The sequence below is a fragment of the Pseudothauera hydrothermalis genome, assembly GCF_003345255.1.
Taxonomy (GTDB): domain Bacteria; phylum Pseudomonadota; class Gammaproteobacteria; order Burkholderiales; family Rhodocyclaceae; genus Pseudothauera; species Pseudothauera hydrothermalis.
Map to the genome: position 1 here is coordinate 1,699,999 of NZ_CP029331.1, position 20,065 is coordinate 1,720,063.

Sequence of the window (20,065 nt, forward strand, 5' to 3'; positions counted from 1 at the left end):
AGTGTACCCGAGCCGCCCGCACAACACGCCAGGCCGTGTCGGCAAGCGGCGGTGGGTATACCCGACTGCGGATTACCCGAATAGTCGACACCTATAACCATCGTATTATCCATGACTCATGACCCAGCCCCCGACCCCGCGCCAGACGACTCAACCGTGCAACGCTGCGGCGGCGTTGCGCGGCCTTGTCGCGTATATCGTCTGGGCGATCATCGTGTCGCTGCTCGCCGATCCGCTGAGCGCAGCACTGGGTTTGCAGCATGCTGCCACCACGCTGCAATTCTGGGGCTTCGTAGTGCTTGCCCCGCTAGCCGCGATCGTCGCCAGCCGGATGCGGACCGTCCGGACGACCCTGGGCAGCATGCAACACGCTGCCGCCCCCGAACCCGAGCAATCGGCGCAAGAGCCGGGCGATGACGTTCGTTATCGCTTGCTTGTGAACAACCTGCCGGTGGGCATTTTTCATTACGACACCGATTTGCGCATCACCGAGTTCAATGACCGCTTTGCGCAAATTCTGCGGGCGCCGCCCCATGCCCTGCAGCGCCTGGACATGGGAACACTGCGCGATCTGCGCATTCTGGACGCGCTACGCGATGCGTTGAGCGGTCAGCCCGGACGCTACACCGGTGAATACCTCGCCACCCTGTCCGGTCGCCAAATCCGCATCAACCTGCGCACCACGCCGGTGTTCGATGCCGAAGGCAAGGTCAGCGGCGGCGTTGGCATCGTGGAGGACATCTCGGCGCAGCATGAAGCCGAGAGCATGTTGAACGAAAGCGAGACCCGCTATGCGCTGGCCATGCGTGGCACCAACGAAGGTTTATGGGACTGGAACCCGGTCAGCCATTCGTTGTTTCTTTCCAGCCGCCTGCTCAGCCTGCTCGGTGCCGAAGGCGAGCACCAACGCACCACCAGCGATGAGTGGCTCAAACTCATCCACACGCAGGACCGCGCCCGCTTCCAATCCGCATTGATCGCTCATCTCAAGGGTCAAACCCCGCACTTCGAGTGCGAATACCGGGTGCTCGACCGCAAAGGAGAATTCCGTTGGGTGCTGGCCCGCGGGCTGGCTCAACGCGATGAACACGGCCGTGCCTACCGTATGGTCGGATCGATCGGCGACATCACCGAACGCAAACGCGCCGAAGCGCGCCTGCAAAGCGAACTACGCTTTACCCGCACGCTGATCGACAGTCTGCCTGTTGCCTTGTTGGTCATCCGCCCGGACGGCACCATTTCGCTCTGGAATCGTTTTTTCTCGCAGTTACTGGGTTATGAGGATGAAGAAATTGCCAACATGATGGCGATGCGCCTGGTCGCCCCCAAGGACAACGCGCTGTTGAGAGAGCGCATGGCCTGCGCACTGCAACAAGGCAAGGCCAGCGCACGCGCCGAGCTCATCACCCGCGACGGCCGGACACTACCGTTCGATTTTCTCGCCCGCAGTGTCGAACTCGAAAGTGAAACCCGCCTGTTGTGCATCGCCTCGGACATCTCGGAGCAACTGGCAATCGAAGCCAGTATGCGCGACATCAACCGTGAGCTGGAAGCGCGCGTGGCCGAACGCACCGCGCAACTGACCGCTGCGCTCAAAGAGCTGGAATCCTTCAGCTATTCGGTATCCCACGACTTGCGCGCGCCGCTGCGCGCCATCGACGGCTATAGCGCCATCCTTGCCAGCGACTACGGCCACGCCTTCGACGACGAAGCCCGCCTGCTGTTTCAGCGCATGCGTGCGGCGGTACAACGCATGGGCATGCTGATCGACGACTTGCTCAACTTGGCCCGTGTGTCGCGTCAAAACCTTGAACGTCGACGTGTCGATTTGTCTGCACTGGCCGCCGAGATCGCCCAGGAACTCCAACACAGCGACCCGCAGCGTAGCGTGCGCTTTGACATCGAACCCGATCTACAGGTCGATGCAGACCCCAGCCTGCTGCGCATTGCACTGGAAAACCTACTGGGTAATGCCTGGAAATTCACCAGCCGGCGCGACGAGGCGCAGATTCGGATCGGCCGCATACGCGACGAGGCCGGCGAAGACGGCTACTGCGTGCAGGATAACGGCGCCGGTTTCGACATGCGCTATGCCGACAAACTGTTCGGCGCCTTCCAGCGTCTGCACCATGAACGCGAGTTCGAAGGTACCGGTATTGGCCTGGCCACCGTGGCGCGTATCGTTGCGCGCCACGGTGGCCGCATTTGGGCACACGGCGAGCCGGACAAAGGCGCACGCTTCTGTTTTACGCTGGGGCGCCACAGCGACCGATCAGCCGCCGCCCCACCCGCCGACAATGCGTGATGCGACGCGCAGCCCGCGGCGCCGCGCGCAGTTCAGCCTTTGAGATCAGGGAAATCTTCCTCGAAGAACTCGTGTTCGCCGCGCACCGTCGGATCGCGCCCCTCCTCCGCCTTGCGTAGCTCCACGCGGCGGATTTTGCCCGAGATGGTCTTGGGCAGATCGACAAAAGCCAAGCGGCGGATACGCTTGTAGGGTGCGAGTTTGCCGCGCGCAAAAGCCAGAATGTCGCGCGCCAGCTCGGCACTGGGCACAAAGCCCGGCGCCAGAATCACGCAAGCCTTGGGTACGGCCAGACGGAGCGGATCGGGGCTGGGCACCACCGCGGCCTCGGCTACCGCAGGATGCTCGATCAACACACTCTCCAGCTCGAAGGGGCTGATACGGTAATCGGAAGCCTTGAACACATCGTCGGCACGACCCACATAAGTGATGTAACCATCCTCATCGATGCTGGCCACATCGCCAGTGTGATAATGCCCATCGCGCATCACTTCAGCGGTCTTTTCCGCATCGCCGGCGTAACCGGCCATCAAGCCCAGCGGACGCGCTTCCAGCGGCAACGCAATTTCGCCCTCGGTCGACGGTCGGCCTTCGGCATCCAGCAGGGCAATGCGATAGCCCGGCAGCGGACGCCCCATGGAACCGGGTTTGAGCGGCTGCCCTGGGGTGTTGCCAACCTGGGCGGTGGTCTCGGTCTGACCGAAGCCGTCGCGGATGGTAAGCCCCCAGGCGCGTTTGACCTGTTCGATGACTTCCGGGTTGAGCGGCTCTCCGGCGCCGACCAGCTCGCGCAGACGGGTCTTCACCGCCGCCAGGTCGTGCTGGATCAACATGCGCCACACCGTGGGCGGTGCGCACAGGGTGGTGACCTCGTACTTCACCAACACATCGAGCAGGGCGCGGGCGTCAAAGCGCGAGTAGTTGTACAGGAACACGCAGGCACCGGCATTCCACGGCGCAAAGAAACAGCTCCAGGCGTGCTTGGCCCAACCCGGCGAGCTGATGTTCATGTGGCGGTCGCCTGGCTGCAGACCGATCCAGTACATGGTGGACAAATGGCCCACGGGGTAGGACTGATGGGTGTGCTGCACCAGCTTGGGCCGCGATGTGGTGCCGGAGGTGAAGTAGAGCAGCAACGGATCGGTGGCGCGGGTGGCCCCGTCGGGCTCGAACTCGGCCGACGCACCATGGCTGTCGGCAAAGTCCAGCCAGCCTTCGCGGGCGCCGCCAACCACGATGCGGGTGTAGTCGCCTGCGAGGTTTGCAAACTTATCCGCGTGGGCAACGCCAATCACTACATGCGCCACCTGACCGCGCGTCATGCGGTCGGCCAGGTCGTCGGCAGTCAGCAGCGTGGTGGCCGGAATCACCACCGCCCCCAGCTTGATGGCCGCCAGCATGGTTTCCCAAAGCGGCACCTCGTTGCCCAGCATCAGCAAGACACGGTCGCCACGCTTGACGCCCTGAGCACGCAGCCAGTTAGCCACCTGGTTGGAACGCTGCGACAGTTCGGCGAAACTCAGCCGTGCTTCGCGCCCATCCTCTTCGACGATCCATAAAGCGGGTGCATCGTTGCCCCGAGCCATGACGTCGAAATAATCGAGTGCCCAGTTGAACTCAGCAAGCTGCGGCCACCGAAAACCGGCATAGGCCGTGGCATAGTCGGTGCGATGCGCGAGCAAAAAGTCGCGCGCTTGCAAAAACTGCGCGAGGGCGGTCATGGCGTCTCCTTGAGTGATGGACTTTCAACGGCTGCAAGTGGCCGCCAGCCTGATAGGTGGCGCTGACAGGGGGCGGTCAAGCCGAATGTTCCATTGTGACGTTAACGTCAACGTCAATCAAGCAGACGTCCTCGCGAAGCGCGCCCTCACCGGCATCTGCGCGCTTCGCTTGGCCCTCTCACGCCTCAGACCACTTCGATCGCAATCTTGCGCGGTTGCGCGTGCGCAGCCTTGGGGATGCGCAGCGTGAGCACACCGTGCTGGAACGAAGCCGACATTTCGGCGCTGTCGAGCTCTTTGGACAAGGTAAAAACCCGCCGATAACGCGGCACATCGACTTCGACATGCGTGGCCTCCATGCCGGCCGGTGCGCTGAGCGTCAGCGGCCCCTCCAGGGTGAGCGTTTCGCCTTCCACATGGATTTGCAACGCCTCCTTGCTCACCCCAGGCAAATCGGCATACAGCGTGATGCCGCCTGCATCTTCGATGACATCGACCGGGGGCAGCAGCGCGGCTTCTTCGCGCACGGCTTTATCTTGAGTGCTAACCTGTTCGCTCATGACCTTATCCTCCTTATCAATTGACCGGGATGCGCCGCGGCTGAGCCGCCTGTTTGCGGGCGATGCTGACATGCAACACGCCGTCGCGATAACGCGCGCTGACCGCATTCGGATCGATGTCGTCAGGCAAGGTCACCACCCGACGGAAGCGGCCGGCAAAGCGCTCGTCGATGTGCACGGTCGCCCCTTCCACGGCTGGTTCACGGGTACGCTCGCCGCTGAGCGTCAGCACCCCCTTTTCCAGCTGGACTTCCAGCGCTTCGGGACTCATCCCCGGCACGAATGCATAGATTTCCACCGAAGACGGCGTGGTGCCCACGTTCATTGCCGGATAGCCGCGCGCCACGCCACGGATGCTGGGCGACTGTGTCAGGCCGCGTTCGAGTTCGCGCTGCATGCGTTCGAACTGGGCCAGAATGTCGCGCGGGAAAAAACTCCTGTAGAGCATGTGCTATATCCTCCTGTCTGCGGATTGGTGGCGACCGACGCGACTGGCCGCCGTCAGCGCGAATCTATGAACGACAGCGGCCGCTTTCAAGGGCTTGATCCGGGATCGAGAACGCCCCAACTTCCGTCTACAAGCAAACGCCCCTTCAGCGAACAAGCGCCCCGTTCCTATGAACCGACCCAACCCCGTCTCGGCACGTCATGCCACATACAACCGCCTGCAGAGCGTGCTGCTAGTGACCGTGCTGCTTGGGCTATGCGCGCTGGCCGGCTACTTGCTTTTTGGCGACACGGGTATCTGGGTTGCCTTGGGCGCGGGCGCTTTGGCGCTGATATTGGAGCCGGCGGCGGCCGGGCGCTTGACTCTGGCCCTGTACGGCGCCCGCCCGCTCGCGCCGGAACAGGCGCCGCAGTTATGGCAGATGCTGACCACGCTGGCCCGACGGGCGCAGTTGCCGACCACGCCCGCGCTCTACTATGTCCCCAGTCCGCTGATCAACGCTTTTGCGGTCGGAAGGCGGACGTCATCGGCCATCGCCGTCACCGGCGGGCTGCTCCAGGCCCTGGATGCGCATGAAATCTTTGGCGTACTGGCACATGAAACCGCCCATATCGCGCACGGCGACTTGCGGGTGATGGGTCTGGCCGACTCTATCAGCCGCTTGACCTCGTTATTTGCCCTGACTGCGCAAATCGGCCTGGTGTTATCGCTGCCGGCCGTATTCCTGGGCGAAGTAGCCATCAACTGGCTGGCGCTGCTGGTGCTTGCGCTATCGCCGCAGTTGGCGCTGCTGGCGCAACTGGGATTGTCGCGGGTGCGTGAATTCGATGCCGACCGCGCCGCGGCCGAGCTCACCGGCGACCCTCACGCCTTGGCCAGCGCACTGGCGCGTATCGAGCGCACGCAGCGCGGCTGGCGCGCATGGCTGATGCCCGGCTGGGGCAATCCGGAACCGTCTTGGCTGCGTACCCATCCGCCTACCGAAGAGCGGATCGCCAGGCTGCTAGAACTCTCCATGCACTCGCCCATGCATGCCTGGACTGCGCAGCCTTTGGCATCCCTGCCCGCCTGGCAACTGCCGTCCCATGCGCGCTGGCGGCCGGGCGGTATCTGGCGCTAGGCAGCGGTCACTCCTGCCAACACCCCAGCACGACCGGACCACATCACCCGTACAGAGGATTACCGGCGGCCGCGGTTTAGTCGCGGAAATTGCCAAACTGCAACGGATAGTCGGTGATCGTCTTACGTACCATGGCGATCACCTCCTGCAGCACATCGCGCTTGGCGCCGGAAACACGTACCGCATCGCCCTGGATGGCGGCCTGGACTTTGAGTTTGCTGTCTTTGATCAGTTTGACGATTTTCTTCGCCAAATCCTGCTCGATCCCGACCCTGACCCGGATGTCCTGCTTGACCTTGTTGCCAGAGACTTTGAGCACCTCGCCGTAGTCCAGACAGCGCACGTCGACTTTTTTGCCGGTCATCTCCGGCAGCAATACCGCAATCATTTGTTCGAGCTGAAAATCGCTGTCGGCAAACAGGGTCAGCAGTTTGTCGGTTTGCTCGATGCGCGCGCTACTGCCTTTGAAGTCGTATCGGTTTCCGATTTTGCGGTTGGCCACATCGACCGCGTTGCGTAGGGCAACCTCATCGACTTCGGACATGATGTCGAAAGACGGCATGCGGCATATCCCCCAGTGTCAGCCGAAATGGCAAATGTAGTGATAGGGCTCGCCGACGACTTCGATGTCGAAACTGGAATCGCCCGGCACCTTGAAGGATTCGCCCGCGCCATAGGTTTTCCAATCTTGTTCGCCCTTGAGCCGTACACGGCAGCAACCCGCCACCCCTTCCATGATCTCCGGGGCAGCCGTGTTGAAGGTCAGACGGGCCGGCAGGATCACGCCGACCGATTTCTTCGAACCGTCGGCCAGCACAATGCTGTGGCTGATGCACTTGCCGTCGAAATAAACATTGGCCCGGGTGGTGATGGCCACGCCGTCTAACTGTTCGGTGATGCGCATTGCGTGCTCCGCTTATTCGATTCCCATCAATTTTTGGATCAGCCCCTTGGCCACGAAACCAACGAAGCCCAGTCCCAACGCGATGAACATCCACATCGTGCCATATCTGCCGGCTTTGGACTCCTTGGCCAGATTGCCGATGATGAAAAGCATATACACGATCAGCGCGGTAAAGCAGACCTTCAGCGAGATGTCTTCGAACTCGGCGATGGTCAGGCCAAAAATCAGAGCCTCGTTGTCCATGGCAGGCGCTCACTTAGCTGCGCTTGGCCTTGGCGTTGGCAGCGATACGCATGCGCAACGCATTCAAGCGGATGAAGCCGTGAGCGTCTTTTTGGTTATAGGCGCCGGCATCGTCCTCGAAGGTGGCGATGGTGGGATCGAACAGCGAATCGGTCTTGGAGTCGCGGCTCACCACGATTACATTACCTTTGTAGAGCTTGACCCGCACCCAGCCATTGACGGTTTGTTGGGTATGATCGATGAGCGCCTGCAACGCCTGCCGCTCCGGGCTCCACCAGTAGCCGTTGTAGATCATGCTGGCATAGCGCGGCATCAGATCGTCCTTCAGATGCGCCACTTCGCGGTCGAGAGTGATCGACTCGATGGCGCGGTGGGCACGCAGCAAGATGGTGCCGCCCGGCGTTTCGTAGCAGCCGCGGCTTTTCATGCCGACGTAGCGGTTTTCCACCAAGTCCAAACGGCCAATGCCGTGCTTGCCGCCCAGCTCATTGAGCTTGGCAAGGAGTTCATGGGCTTTCATGCGGGTACCGTTGATCGCCACCAGATCGCCCTTCTCGAACTCCAGTTCGACGTACTCGGCAGCATCTGGTGCTGCCTCCGGCGACACGGTCCAGCGCCACATCTCCTCCTCGGCTTCGGCTGCCGGGTTTTCCAGATGACGGCCTTCGTAGGAAATGTGCAGCAAATTGGCATCCATCGAATAGGGCGAGCCGCCCTGTTTATGCTTCATCTCGATCGGAATACCAGCCCGCTCGGCATAGGCAAGCAGTTTTTCGCGGGACAGCAGATCCCACTCACGCCACGGGGCGATGACCTTGACACCCGGCATCAGCGCGTAATAGCCCAGCTCGAAGCGCACCTGGTCGTTGCCTTTGCCGGTGGCACCATGCGATACCGCATCGGCACCGGTGGCGCGGGCAATCTCGATCTGCCGCTTGGCAATCAGCGGACGGGCAATCGAAGTGCCGAGCAGGTATTCGCCTTCATAGATGGTATTGGCGCGAAACATTGGGAAAACGAAATCCCGCACGAACTCCTCGCGCAAATCGTCGATGAAGATGTTCTCCGGCTTGATACCTAATTGCAGCGCTTTGGCGCGCGCCGGCTCCAGCTCCTCACCCTGGCCGAGGTCGGCGGTAAAAGTCACCACTTCGCATTGGTAAGTGTCCTGCAGCCACTTGAGGATGACCGAGGTATCCAGCCCGCCCGAGTAGGCGAGCACCACTTTCTTGACGTCGCTCATGCTCTTTCCTGTTTTTTTGCTGTGTTGGCAGCACCCACGCCCGTGGACGCCGCAATGTGTTCGCGCCGGAAGGTTATTGGGTGTCTACCTTGCCAAGCACCAGGTATTCCATCAGGGCTTTTTGCACATGCAGGCGATTTTCGGCCTCGTCCCAAACCACCGACTGCGGGCCATCGATCACTTCGGCGGTCACTTCCTCACCGCGATGAGCCGGCAGACAGTGCATGAACACCGCATCCGGCGCCGCCACCGCCATCATGTCCGCGTCCACACACCAGTCGGCAAACGCCTGCATGCGCGCTTCATTTTCCGCTTCGAAACCCATCGACGTCCATACGTCGGTGGTCACCAAATGGGCGCCCTTGCAGGCTTCCAACGGATCGGCAAACTGCTCGAAATGATCGGTGCCATACAAACCGGCACGCTCGGCCTCGACCTCATAACCGGGCGGCGTCGACACATGGACATTGAAATCCAGCACCTCGGCCGCCTGCAGCCAAGTGTTGCACATGTTGTTGGAATCGCCCACCCAGGCCACGGTCTTGCCCTGAATACTGCCGCGGTGCTCGATGAAGGTGAAAATATCGGCAAGGATCTGACATGGGTGATACTCATTGGTCAAACCGTTGATCACCGGCACACGCGAATGTGCGGCAAACCGTTCGATGATGTCCTGTTCGAAGGTGCGGATCATCACCAGGTCGCTCATACGGGAGATCACCTGGGCCGCATCCTCGACCGGCTCACCACGCCCCAGTTGCGAATCCCGGGTGTTGAGGTAAATGGCCGAACCGCCGAGCTGGTGCATACCGGCCTCGAAAGACAAGCGGGTGCGTGTGCTTGCTTTTTCGAAAATCATTACCAGCGTACGATCGAACAATGGATGATAAGGCTGGTAACGCTTGTACTTGTCCTTGATCCAACGGGTACGGTCGAACAAGTACTCGTACTCTTCGCGGGTGAAATCCTTGAACTGCAAATAGTGTTTGATCGCCGTCATCTTGGACTGCCTTCGTCATTGCGCCAGAAATTCGCGAATCAATGGCGCGAGCGTTTCGACCAGCGTCTGCGCTTCGGAAGCGTTCAATATCAGCGGCGGCAACAACCGCACCACACGCTCTGCAGTCACATTGATCAGCAAACCGGCTTCCAGCGCGGAAGCGACCAAACCCCCGCAAGGACGATCGAGTTCGACACCGATCATCAAACCGCGGCCACGAATATCCACCACCCCGCCAACGCCCGCCAGAGCTTCGCGCAAACCGGCGCGGATCGCCTCGCCAAGCTGTGCCGCATTGGCCATCAGCCCATCGCTTTCGATCACCTCCAGCGTCGTGAGCGCAGCCCTGCAGGCCAAGGGGTTGCCACCGAACGTTGAGCCGTGGTTGCCCGGCCCAAACAAACCGGCGGCCCGACCGGCCGTCACGCAGGCGCCAATCGGCACACCCGAACCGAGCCCCTTGGCCAAGGTCATCACGTCGGGCCTCACGCCGGCATGCTGCCAACCAAACCAGCGCCCGGTTCGGCCAATGCCACACTGCACCTCGTCACAGATCAGTAACCAGCCGTTTTCGTCGCAAACCCGACGCAGTTCGCGCTGGAACTGATCGTCGGCCACATTGATGCCACCTTCACCCTGGATCATTTCCAGCATGACGGCAACGATGCTGTGATTGTGTTCGCCCACCGCACGGATGGCGTCGATATCCTTGTAGGGCACGCGGACGAAACCGCTGACCAGGGGTTCGAACCCTGCCTGGGTCTTGCGATTGCCGGTGGCCGACAAAGTGGCAAGCGTGCGGCCGTGAAAAGCATTTTCCATCACGATGATGGTGGGCGTCTCGATGCCCTTGCGATGCCCGTAAAAGCGCGCCAATTTGATCGCCGCTTCGTTGGCCTCGCAACCGGAATTGCATAAAAACACTTCATCCATGCCCGCCAACGCAGCCAGCCGGTCGGCCAGTCGTTCCTGCAACGGAATGCGGTAGAGGTTGGAAGTATGCAAAACCTTTGCCGCCTGATCGGCAATCGCCTCGACAAGGCGCGGATGAGCATGCCCCAAGGTCGACACCGCAATCCCCGCCAAGGCGTCCAAATAGCGCTTGCCCGCCTCATCGTATATCCACGCGCCCTGCCCGTGTGTAAAGGCCACAGACTGCCTGGCGTAGGTATTCATTAGATGCGACATGGAAATCCCCGATCAGGATGAACCACAAAAACGCACACGGCGGCAGGTGCCGCCGTGAGATTGGCAAAGGAGCGATGGTAAGGGAATCCGACCGGGTTGTATATATTGCACCAAGCGCCGGCGGCAGCAGTGCGGCAGCTTGCGAAGCGCCGATTTCTGTTAGAATCCGCCCCGCTTTGTGAGAGTGCCTCGCTTGCCGGCAGGCCGCGGCGTCTCACCACGACTCCCGAAGCCAAACGGCGTGACACATGAATCAGAAGATCGAAAGCTTTGTCATCATCGGGGTCACGAGAGAGGGAAAGAAGTTCCGCCCCAGCGACTGGGCGGACCGGCTGTGCGGCATCATGTCGGCTTTTGGCGCCGACCATCGCATGATGTACTCCCCCTACGTGCGCCCCGGCTGCACCCTCAAGGGCGACAAAACGGTGCTGGTCGATGCCCGCCTCTACGACATCGAGCCCCTGGCCTACAAGTTTCTGATCAATTTTGCCAACGACAACAATCTGCAAATCGAACCGATCGAGGATCGACACGCAGACTGAGAGCCGCAGCCCGAGATCCCGCCAGGGCAGCCCTGAAAAGGCAAACATAAAAACAAAAACGGCGACCGAAAGTCGCCGTTTTCACATCTGCCGAACAGAAACTCAGGCAGCCATTGCCTTCACAGCGGCAGACAGACGGCTCTTATGGCGCGCAGCCTTGTTTTTGTGAATGATTTTCTTGTCGGCGATGCTATCGATGATGCTCATCGAAGCACGGAAAACCGACTGAGCCGCCGCCTTGTCGCCACCCGCGATGGCCTTGCGAACGGCCTTGATCGCGGTGCGCAGACGCGAGCGCAGGCTGGCGTTGTGAGCGCGAGCTTTGACCGCCTGACGGGCGCGCTTGCGGGCTTGTGCGGAATTGGCCATAGATTTGCTTCCCGATTTAAAGATTTATGAAAAGCTAGCATTTTAGCGCCGAAGAATGCAACGCGCAAGAAAGATTGACGCAAGCCATTTACGCACCCCAAGCCGGGGCATGCGGCTCGCGGTCCCATTCATCGGCCGCAGCTCACCCCAACATCTCGGACTTTCGACCATGATCGATTCGTAGCAAAATGGCCCGCTGTCAACACCGTGCCAACCTGGACGCCCGATGAACCGCCTGCTTCAAATACGTGAGCTCGGCCAGCAGATCTGGCTGGACAACCTTTCCCGCACGCTGATCCGCGATGGCCACCTGAACCGCCTCATTGCCGATGGAGTGAGCGGGATCACGACCAATCCTGCGATTTTTCAAAAAGCGATCGCCAGCGGGCGGTATTACCAGGAAGACCTCGCCGCTTTGAAAAACCAGCCGCTCGGCGCGGAGGCGCGTTACGAAGCGCTGGTGATCCCCGATGTACAAGCCGCGTGCGAGCTGCTGCGCCCGGTGTGGGAGGCCAGCGGCGGCACCATGGGCTATGCCAGTCTGGAAGTGTCGCCGGCGCTGGCGCACGACCGTGAAGGCACGCTACAAGCCGGTTTGCGCCTGCGTCAGGCGGTGTGTCGGGACAATCTGCTGATCAAAGTGCCCGCCACACCGGCCGGTCTGGGTGCGATCGAGGATCTCATCGCCGCCGGGGTGAGCGTCAACGTCACTTTGATGTTCTCGCTCGCCCATGTCGATGCCGTGGCTGCGGCCTACCTTCGAGGCTTGAACCGGCTGCAAGCGAGCGGTGGCGATCTTTCGCGGGTGATGTCGGTGGCGAGCCTGTTTTTGAGCCGTGTCGACACTCTGGTCGATCGACGACTCGATGCCCTGGGCGGCAAGGCGCGCGACTGGCTCGGCCGCAGCGCAGTCTCCATGGCCAAACTGGCTTATACGCGCTACCGGGCGTGCTTTCACGGTGCGGATTTCGCGCTCCTGCGCGCTGCGGGCGCACGGCCGCAATATCTGCTGTGGGCCAGCACCGGAACCAAAAACCCGGAATATAGCGATTTGCTCTACGTCGAGCCGCTGATCGGCGCCGAAACCATCAACACGCTGCCGGATGCTACGCTGGCCGCGCTGCTCGATCACGGCAAAGTCGCCAATACCTTGGATCAGGGCCTAGACCAAGCCGTGGAGTGCTTTCAAGCATTGCAGGAATTGGGCATCGACATGCAGGCGATCGGCGAAACCCTGCAAAATGAAGGTTTGCGGCAGTTCGAAGAAGCGTTTGCCAGTCTGCTTGCCCTGACCCGGTAAGCGGGCCGCCGCGCAGGCCGATCAGCGAATCCGCTCAACACCTTGGAGTTGGGTGACGATGGTGTCGAGCCGTCGGGTCGCCTCGCGCAGCGCCGCGCCCTGCTCGCACAACGCAATCAGATTGGTTTCGATCATTCGGGAGACGGCCAACAACGCATGCACAGGCGTGCCAGCGGCCGCGCGCGCGCAATCGATATGCGCCTGCAGCGAACGCAAGCGCTGGGCTTCGGCAGGCGAATGCGCGCCGATGAAACGCTCGATCGCACCGTGGCGGGCCCGGAAATAGCTTTCCGGATCCTGCTCGGCCAACCTGCGCCAATGATCGAAGTCGAAATCCGCCACGCGCCCCCCTCACGGAGCAAAAAATCCGACTCCGTGAGTCCATCGTAGGCAACCGAGGCACGCGGAACAAGCGGACTTTGCAATCTGTCCGTGAGGGTTTACCGCAATGCTTAGCTTCCACCGCGCAGCGCGGCTCAGCTTGTCGCGGCCGGCACCGCTGCGCCGGCAAGCAGCGCCGAGCGCGTGACGCCGCGAAAATCCCCGGTATTTCCGAGCAGTTCCTTCATATCCAGAATCAGCACGATCTGGCCGTTGGACAAGGTGGTCACGCCGGCCACCCCTTTGGGGCGGAAGTCATCGAGCGATTTGATGACTGCATCCTCGCGGCCGGCAAAACTGTCGATAGCAAGAATGAAGGAAAGCTCCGCGGTATGCATCAGCACGCCGTATTCCGGCGGACGCTCTTGCGGCCAACCAAGCAAGGCGGACAGAGGCAGAATGGGCAGCACTTCACCGCGCACCACCATGGTCGCTCGCCCGCCGACTTCTTTCACCTGCTCGATTTCGATTGGCAAAATCTCGCGGACCATAGACAGCGGCACCGCAAAGGGCTGATCTCCCAGACGCACCAGCAGCACCGGCAGAATCGCCAGGGTCAGCGGCAGACTGATGATAAAGGTAGTGCCTTTGCCGAGCTGAGAACGTATTTCGATGGAACCATTGAGCTTTTGGATGTTGGTGCGGACCACATCCATGCCCACCCCCCGACCGGAGACATCCGACACCTTGTCCGCGGTGGAAAAACCGGGCAGAAACACCAGATTGAAGCTCTGGCGCTCATCCATGGTATTGGCTTCCTCGTCGGTAATGAGCCCCTTTTCCACCGCCTTGGCCCGCAGTCTTTCAGGGTTCATACCATGGCCGTCATCGGCCACCATGATCAGAATGTGATCGCCCTCCTGACGCGCTTCCAGCCTGAGGATGGATTTGGCGGGTTTTCCGGTCGCACGCCGCTCCTCTGCCGATTCGACACCGTGGTCCACCGCATTGCGGATGAGGTGGATGATCGGATCGGAAAGGTCCTCGATCATGGTTTTGTCGATCTCAGTCTCCTCGCCGGCGAGCACCAACTCGACATCTTTGCCCAGATTGCGCGCCAGATCGCGCGCAATGCGCGGATACTTCTGGAACAGGCGGCCGATCGGCTGCATCCGGGTTTTCATGACCGCGTTCTGCAGATCGGAAACCAACAAATCCAGTTGGCTGACCGCCACATCGAGCGCATGCAGCGTTTCGGTATCGGTCAGTCCGTTGAGAATGTCGCTACGCAGCGCGTTGAGCCGGTTCTTGGTCAAACCGATTTCGCCCGAAAGGTTCAGCACTTGGTCCAGGCGGGCGGTATCGACCCGGATGGAGTTGTCACGGGTGCGTTCGCTGTCGCGGCGACCGGCTGGCGCGGATACGCCGGGTTTGTCGGTGGCGCGACGACCAATGGCGTGCTGGATGACCTCCTCGGGATTCGCAGCCGGCACAGCCGGTAGCGGATCGGTTTGCTTTGCCGCCTGCGCAGCCGCGCCCGCAACCGGCACCGGTAATCCGGTCACCGCGCCGTAGAGCGTGTTCCAGTCCGGTCCGGAGCCATCTGTCGAGCCGGCCGCTGCCGACTCTTTGGCTGCGGCAGGCGGCTCAGCGCTCGCGCTACCGCTGCCGAGCTCGCCGGCAATCGCGCGCTTGAGATTGGCAATCAAACCAGGGTCGGCCGCAGGCGGCTGCACGCCCTGCTCCAGAAAACCGAACATGTCACGCACCGCGGCGGTGGCGGCAAGAATCACGTCCATGGTCTCTGGGGTGACATCCAGTTCGCCATTGCGCAGTTTGTCGAACAGGTTTTCGGTCAAATGGCACAGCGTCACCAGCTCGGTAGCATTGAGAAAACCGGCGCCGCCCTTGATGGTGTGAAAACCGCGAAAGATGTCGTTGAGCAGGCCACGGTCATCGGGTGCCCGTTCGAGATCGACGAGTTTATTGTCGACACCTGAAAGCAGGTCACCCGCCTCGATCAGAAAGTCCTGCAGCAACTCCTCCATGCCGGCAAAGTCACTCATGATCCTCTCGCTCCTCATTCGCGGCACGGTCTCGTCCGTACCAGTTCTCGCCGCGGCATCCTGATGCGGCTGGCGTTTTACGCGGTTTGTTCAGTCAAAAGCCGAGGCTTTCGAGCAAATCGTCTACCTGCTCCTGGCTGGTGACCACATCGTCGCGCCCCTCGGCTGTGATGACCGGGCCATTCATTAGACCGGCATGCTTTTCGGGCACACGGTCGGTCGGCGCAACCTCGAGCAAGACCTGCAGCAGTTGACGCTCCAGCTCCTGGGCCATGTCGATGACTTTTTTGATCACCTGACCGGTCAGATCCTGAAAATCCTGCGCCATCATGATTTCCATCAGCTGCGCACTGGTCGCGCGGCTGCTCTCGGCAACGCTGCCCATGAACTGACGGGTATCGGCACTGAGACGCTTGAACTCGTCGACCGACAATTGATTGGCAAACAGCTTGTCCCAGCGCGCTTGCAGAGCGCGCGCATCGGCGTCTAACTTGTCCTGAATCGGACGGGCAATATCGACGGCGTTGAGCACACGGCTGGCGGCCTGCTCGGTCAGCTGGGCGATGTAATTGAGGCGCTGGCGAGCATCGGGAATGGCCGATGCAACCTCCTTCAAGGTTTCGTCGTAACCGAGTTCGCGCAAAGTATCGTGCACCTGACGGGTCATCTGCCCGATGCGCTGGAATACCTTTTCGGGGTCCGGCTCAGTCCGAGCGCCCGCTGCGGCCGCCGGTGCTGCGGCAGGTGGGGGCGCGCTACCGAACTGTCCGGCCACCTCGTCGAACAGCGCCTGCAGTTCATCGCTGTCTCCGCTGTCATCCTTGGCGGCCACAGCCGCCGGCTGCACCGCGGGTTTGGCCGGGCTGGCGGCGATGCTGTCGAACAGGGCTTGGAGCTCGTCCGAATCCCCCGACTCGTCGAACTTCAGCTTCTTGGCCATCTGCACATCCCCTTGTTGATTCTGACAACCCGGCTCAGGCCACCGCGCTTTTGCCGAGTTTTTCAAAAATTTTGTTCAGCTTTTCGGCCAGCGTCGCCGAGGTGAACGGCTTGACGATATAGCCGCTGGCCCCGGCCTGCGCGGCCGCGATGATGTTTTCCTTCTTTGCTTCGGCGGTGATCATCAACACCGGCAGATGCTTCAGATGCGGCGTTTGGCGAATGGTCTGCAGCAGGGTCAGTCCATCCATGTTGGGCATGTTCCAGTCGGTCACCACAAAGTCGAACTGCCCGGTGTTGAGCTTTTGCAAAGCCACCGCACCGTCTTCAGCCTCATCGACGTTGGTAAAGCCAAGCTCCTTGAGCAGATTGCGCACAATGCGGCGCATGGTGGAAAAATCGTCGACGACGAGGAATTTCATCTTAGGGTCAGCCATGATTCGATCTCCGGTATTGCTTGCTGCGGCCGAAGCGTTCAGCGTCCGCGGTTGAGCAAGGGACGCAAGGTATCGGCCAGCACGTCCGCGTCGAATTTTGCCACGTAAGCATCGACCCCGACCCGTTTACCCATGGCGCGGTTGGCTTCCGACGACAACGAAGAGTGCATCACCACCGGAATGCCGGCGAAACGCTGATCGTTTTTAATGTTGCGCGTCAGCACGTAACCGTCCATCTCCGGCATTTCGGCGTCCACCAGAATCATGTTGAGGTCTTCTGCTAGCGGCCGGCCGGTCTGATGCGCGTGATTGGCCATGCCTTCCAGACGGGTCCATGCTTCCAGACCGTTTTGCGCGTGTTTGTGCTTGACGCCGAGCTTATCGAGCACTTCGGCGATTTTTCGCCGCGCCACCGCGGAATCGTCTACGAAGAAAACATTGACCTCGTGACCGCCGACGATCGGCGCGATATTGCCAATCACGGCCTCGCCGAAGGTGTTGGCAAGGATGGTTTCGACATCCAGAATGGATACCAAACCGCCATCGGGCAACTCGGTGATCGCGGTTATAAAGTTATGAACACTGGAGGACACATTCTCCGGTGTGCGCACCTTGTCCCATTCGACACGGATGATGCGATCGACCTCCTCGACCAAAAAGCCCAGGGTGCGCTTGCTGTACTCGGTGACCATCATCGAGCCGCCAAGCGGATCGCCGGGTGCCGCAATGCCCAGTACCTTGGCCAGCGACAGCACCGGAATCACGTTGCCGCGCAGCGAGATCAGCCCTTCCACCCCGCTGGGCATGTTGGGCGCGCGGGTGATGAAGGGCGTTTTCGATACTTCGCGTACCTTGAACACGTTGATGCCGAAGGTTTCGTTGGTGCCCAACGAAAAGAGCAGAATTTCCATGCGATTCGAACCGGCGAGCATGGTGCGCCCATCGACCGCTTCCAGGAAAGTATTATCGGATTTGTCGGGACTCATGGTTGGCCTCGCCCTTATTCCTTGGAATCGCTTTTGACCTTGAGCAGACGACGCAAAGTGGTCGCCAGGCGTTGTGGCTCGAACTTGGGAACGTACTCGTCGACCCCGACCGATTTACCCAGGCTTTGGTTCGACATGCCGGACAGCGACGAGTGCATGATCACCGGCACCCCTTCGAAGCGCGGGTCCGACTTGATGTTTTTGGTCAAGATGTAGCCGTCCATCTCAGGCATTTCGACATCGGTGAGCACCAGGCTGACCAGATCTTTCACCTTGCGCCCGCTGGACTCTGCATACGCCGCGACCTTCTTGAGCTCCTCCCAGGCGGCACGGCCATTGACCGCGCTGACATAACGCACCCCCAGCGCATCCAACGTGCGGATGATCTGCTTACGTGCCACCGAGGAATCATCGGCAAAATACACCGTGAGCTCGCGATGCGATTCATCGAGCGGCTCGATATTCTGGAACATGAACTCGTCGTCGTAGCGGGTGGTCTCCGAGAGCACCTTCTCGACATCGAGCATCATCACCAGTTTATTGCCGGGCAGTTCGGTCACTGCGGTGACCAGCCCGCCCATATTGGCAACCAGCATGTCGGGCGGCACGCGCATCTGCGACCAGTCCAAGCGCAGGATGGTATCCACCGCCTCGACCAGAAAACCCTGGGTATGGCCGTTGTATTCGGTGACGATCATGATGTCGCGCGGCGTGTCCGCACCGATTCCCACATATTTGGCCAAGTCCACCACCGGCACCAGCACGCCGCGCAGGCTGACCATGCCCTCGACCGCCGAAGGCATCTCTGGCGCTGCGGTGATTGCCGGGGTACGCATCACTTCGCGCACTTTGAACACGTTGATGCCGAAGGTTTCGCGTCGGCCGGTGCGCTGGTCGACGCCCAAGGTAAACAGCAGGATTTCCAGCTTGTTGGTTCCCGCCAACTTGGTTCGGGCATCGATATTTTTGAGCAGTTCGGACATATCCATCTCCGCTGAAGCGGGTTTGCAGCAACCGGTCCAGGCCGGTCACCGCCGGGTTGTGTTCACACTATCGGCCGCTCGCGCGGCTTACTTTAGCGCTTGCCAGTGTCTCATCGCCGGCACGACTGCTGCCGGTCCGCCGGCTCAGTATTAGACATCCCGCCCGCGACAAACATTTTCTGGCAACCCCTTACCGCCGCATTGTATCGGCCGCGCGTCCCTATGACTTGAGGAATAAATGGCAATATCGCCGTCAAACCGTGCGTTTTCAAGGATCGACCGCGCAAAGGCTAGACGGTGAGCGCGCCGCGCACCCCGCTCACACGTTGGAGCAGACGCGCGGCGATTTCACCGAGCGGTACGACCTCGCACACCGCCCCGATACTGACCGCTTCCCGCGGCATCCCATATACCACGCAGCTCGACTGATCCTGCGCTATGGTCCACGCTCCGGCGCGACGCATTGCCAGCAAGCCGCGGGCGCCATCTTTGCCCATGCCGGTAAGCAGCACCCCCACCGCGGCTGCCCCCGCCTGCACCGCCGAATCGAAGAGCACGTCCACCGACGGACGGTGGCGGTTGACCGGCTCGGAGCGTGCCAGCCGGCACTGCCAACCGCCGCCCGCCATACGCTGCACCGCCAGATGAGAATGACCGGGCGCCAAATACACCGTGCCAGGCTGGGCTGTCTCGCCATCTTCGGCCTCTTTGACATGCAGCGCGCACAGGCCGTCCAGCCGGCGGGCAAAAGAGGCGGTAAACATCTCCGGCATGTGTTGCACGATGAAAATCGGCGGCATGTTCGCCGGCAAACCCAGCAACACGGTTTTGATCGCCTCGGTGCCGCCGGTCGACGCACCGATGAACACCAACCGCCCGCCACCGCTGACCGGCAAGGGGGCCGCGGCCGCTGTGCTGCGTGTGTGCGCGGGCGCGCGCGCCTCCGACGGCGGCGACACTGCCCGCACCTTTGCATGGCTTGCTGCGCGCAAGCTGTCGCCCAGCCGTTGGGCAAATTCTTCCATGGCCTGCGGCGAGCGGTTTTGCGGCTTGGCCAGCACATCCACCGCGCCGAGTTCCAGCGCACGCAGACTGGCCTCGGAACCACTGGCGGTGAGATTGGAAACCATGACCACCGGCATCGGCCGCAGACGCATGAGCTGGGCAAGGAAGTCCAAACCGTTCATGCGCGGCATTTCGACATCCAGGGTCAGCACATCGGGTGCGAGCGTGCGGATCAGCTCGCGCGCCACCAGCGGATCGGCCGCCGTGCCGACCACCTCGATGCCCGGTTGCCGACCGATGAGCTCAGACAACAGTGCCCGCATCAAGGCTGAGTCATCACAGATCAGAACGCGTACCGTCATGGTTCCTCCGCGCTCGCGCCCGC

Annotated in this window: 21 protein-coding genes; 4 read left to right on the top strand and 17 right to left on the bottom strand. The window is 61.1% G+C overall.

All coding sequences use genetic code 11. The features are described from left to right. Positions 1-118: 118 nt before the first annotated feature. Entirely contained in the window at positions 119-2,305 is a 2,187-nt protein-coding gene (locus DIE29_RS08245) for a PAS domain-containing sensor histidine kinase (protein ID WP_114649644.1), read from the top strand. A 32-nt stretch (positions 2,306-2,337) separates the two neighbouring features. Here DIE29_RS08245 and DIE29_RS08250 read toward each other — a convergent pair whose 3' ends face one another. The 3 genes from DIE29_RS08250 to DIE29_RS08260 form a co-directional block, all read right to left on the bottom strand. Then, entirely contained in the window at positions 2,338-4,026 is a 1,689-nt protein-coding gene (locus DIE29_RS08250; protein ID WP_114649645.1) for an AMP-binding protein, read from the bottom strand. A gap of 185 nt (positions 4,027-4,211) precedes the next feature. Continuing rightward, the gene (locus tag DIE29_RS08255; RefSeq protein WP_102041543.1) at positions 4,212-4,586 is read right to left on the bottom strand and encodes an Hsp20/alpha crystallin family protein; all 375 of its coding nucleotides are present in this window, start codon (positions 4,584-4,586) and stop codon (positions 4,212-4,214) included. A 16-nt stretch (positions 4,587-4,602) separates the two neighbouring features. Next, positions 4,603-5,034, bottom strand: coding sequence for an Hsp20/alpha crystallin family protein (locus tag DIE29_RS08260; RefSeq protein WP_102041542.1), 432 nt, complete (start codon positions 5,032-5,034; stop codon positions 4,603-4,605). Positions 5,035-5,203: 169 nt separating this feature from the next. On the opposite strand from DIE29_RS08260, the gene DIE29_RS08265 reads away from it, so the two are divergent. Beyond that, the gene (locus DIE29_RS08265) at positions 5,204-6,154 is read left to right on the top strand and encodes a zinc metalloprotease HtpX (RefSeq protein ID WP_102041541.1); all 951 of its coding nucleotides are present in this window, start codon (positions 5,204-5,206) and stop codon (positions 6,152-6,154) included. Positions 6,155-6,230: 76 nt separating this feature from the next. Here DIE29_RS08265 and DIE29_RS08270 read toward each other — a convergent pair whose 3' ends face one another. The 6 genes from DIE29_RS08270 to DIE29_RS08295 form a co-directional block, all read right to left on the bottom strand. Next, positions 6,231-6,716, bottom strand: coding sequence for a YajQ family cyclic di-GMP-binding protein (locus DIE29_RS08270; protein ID WP_102041540.1), 486 nt, complete (start codon positions 6,714-6,716; stop codon positions 6,231-6,233). A gap of 18 nt (positions 6,717-6,734) precedes the next feature. After that, a complete protein-coding gene (gene ppnP, locus DIE29_RS08275) occupies positions 6,735-7,058 on the bottom strand; it encodes a pyrimidine/purine nucleoside phosphorylase (RefSeq protein ID WP_114649646.1) in 324 nt (107 codons plus the stop codon). 12 nt (positions 7,059-7,070) lie between these two features. After that, on the bottom strand, positions 7,071-7,301 hold the full coding sequence (locus DIE29_RS08280; RefSeq protein ID WP_102041538.1) for a DUF2788 domain-containing protein: 231 nt from the start codon (positions 7,299-7,301) through the stop codon (positions 7,071-7,073). A 13-nt stretch (positions 7,302-7,314) separates the two neighbouring features. Continuing rightward, the gene (locus tag DIE29_RS08285; protein ID WP_114649647.1) at positions 7,315-8,544 is read right to left on the bottom strand and encodes an argininosuccinate synthase; all 1,230 of its coding nucleotides are present in this window, start codon (positions 8,542-8,544) and stop codon (positions 7,315-7,317) included. A gap of 73 nt (positions 8,545-8,617) precedes the next feature. Then, positions 8,618-9,544, bottom strand: coding sequence for an ornithine carbamoyltransferase (argF, locus tag DIE29_RS08290; RefSeq protein ID WP_102041536.1), 927 nt, complete (start codon positions 9,542-9,544; stop codon positions 8,618-8,620). 15 nt (positions 9,545-9,559) lie between these two features. Then, complete coding sequence (locus tag DIE29_RS08295; protein WP_114649648.1) at positions 9,560-10,732, bottom strand: aspartate aminotransferase family protein; 1,173 nt, start codon at positions 10,730-10,732, stop codon at positions 9,560-9,562. Positions 10,733-10,980: 248 nt separating this feature from the next. Here DIE29_RS08295 and DIE29_RS08300 point away from each other — a divergent pair, with 248 nt between their 5' ends. Continuing rightward, complete coding sequence (locus DIE29_RS08300) at positions 10,981-11,274, top strand: DUF3579 domain-containing protein (protein ID WP_102041534.1); 294 nt, start codon at positions 10,981-10,983, stop codon at positions 11,272-11,274. A 102-nt stretch (positions 11,275-11,376) separates the two neighbouring features. Here DIE29_RS08300 and rpsT read toward each other — a convergent pair whose 3' ends face one another. After that, positions 11,377-11,643, bottom strand: a complete 267-nt coding sequence (rpsT, locus tag DIE29_RS08305; protein ID WP_102041533.1) for a 30S ribosomal protein S20 — start codon at positions 11,641-11,643, stop codon at positions 11,377-11,379. Positions 11,644-11,869: 226 nt separating this feature from the next. Here rpsT and tal point away from each other — a divergent pair, with 226 nt between their 5' ends. Further along, on the top strand, positions 11,870-12,943 hold the full coding sequence (gene tal, locus DIE29_RS08310) for a transaldolase (protein ID WP_102041532.1): 1,074 nt from the start codon (positions 11,870-11,872) through the stop codon (positions 12,941-12,943). Positions 12,944-12,964: 21 nt separating this feature from the next. On the opposite strand, the gene DIE29_RS08315 is transcribed toward tal, so the two are convergent. The 7 genes from DIE29_RS08315 to DIE29_RS08345 form a co-directional block, all read right to left on the bottom strand. Then, positions 12,965-13,285: a DUF3135 domain-containing protein gene (locus DIE29_RS08315; protein WP_102041531.1), complete on the bottom strand. Its 321-nt coding sequence runs from the start codon at positions 13,283-13,285 to the stop codon at positions 12,965-12,967. 134 nt (positions 13,286-13,419) lie between these two features. Further along, the gene (locus tag DIE29_RS08320) at positions 13,420-15,330 is read right to left on the bottom strand and encodes a chemotaxis protein CheA (RefSeq protein WP_114649649.1); all 1,911 of its coding nucleotides are present in this window, start codon (positions 15,328-15,330) and stop codon (positions 13,420-13,422) included. A gap of 94 nt (positions 15,331-15,424) precedes the next feature. Next, positions 15,425-16,270, bottom strand: coding sequence for a protein phosphatase CheZ (cheZ, locus tag DIE29_RS08325; protein ID WP_102041530.1), 846 nt, complete (start codon positions 16,268-16,270; stop codon positions 15,425-15,427). Between the two features lie 34 nt (positions 16,271-16,304). Further along, positions 16,305-16,706: a chemotaxis response regulator CheY gene (cheY, locus tag DIE29_RS08330; protein WP_102041529.1), complete on the bottom strand. Its 402-nt coding sequence runs from the start codon at positions 16,704-16,706 to the stop codon at positions 16,305-16,307. Between the two features lie 38 nt (positions 16,707-16,744). After that, complete coding sequence (locus DIE29_RS08335; RefSeq protein WP_102041528.1) at positions 16,745-17,692, bottom strand: chemotaxis protein; 948 nt, start codon at positions 17,690-17,692, stop codon at positions 16,745-16,747. Positions 17,693-17,706: 14 nt separating this feature from the next. Beyond that, positions 17,707-18,675, bottom strand: coding sequence for a chemotaxis protein (locus tag DIE29_RS08340; RefSeq protein WP_102043167.1), 969 nt, complete (start codon positions 18,673-18,675; stop codon positions 17,707-17,709). Between the two features lie 290 nt (positions 18,676-18,965). Then, positions 18,966-20,042, bottom strand: coding sequence for a protein-glutamate methylesterase/protein-glutamine glutaminase (locus DIE29_RS08345; protein WP_102041527.1), 1,077 nt, complete (start codon positions 20,040-20,042; stop codon positions 18,966-18,968). Positions 20,043-20,065 lie beyond the last annotated feature (23 nt).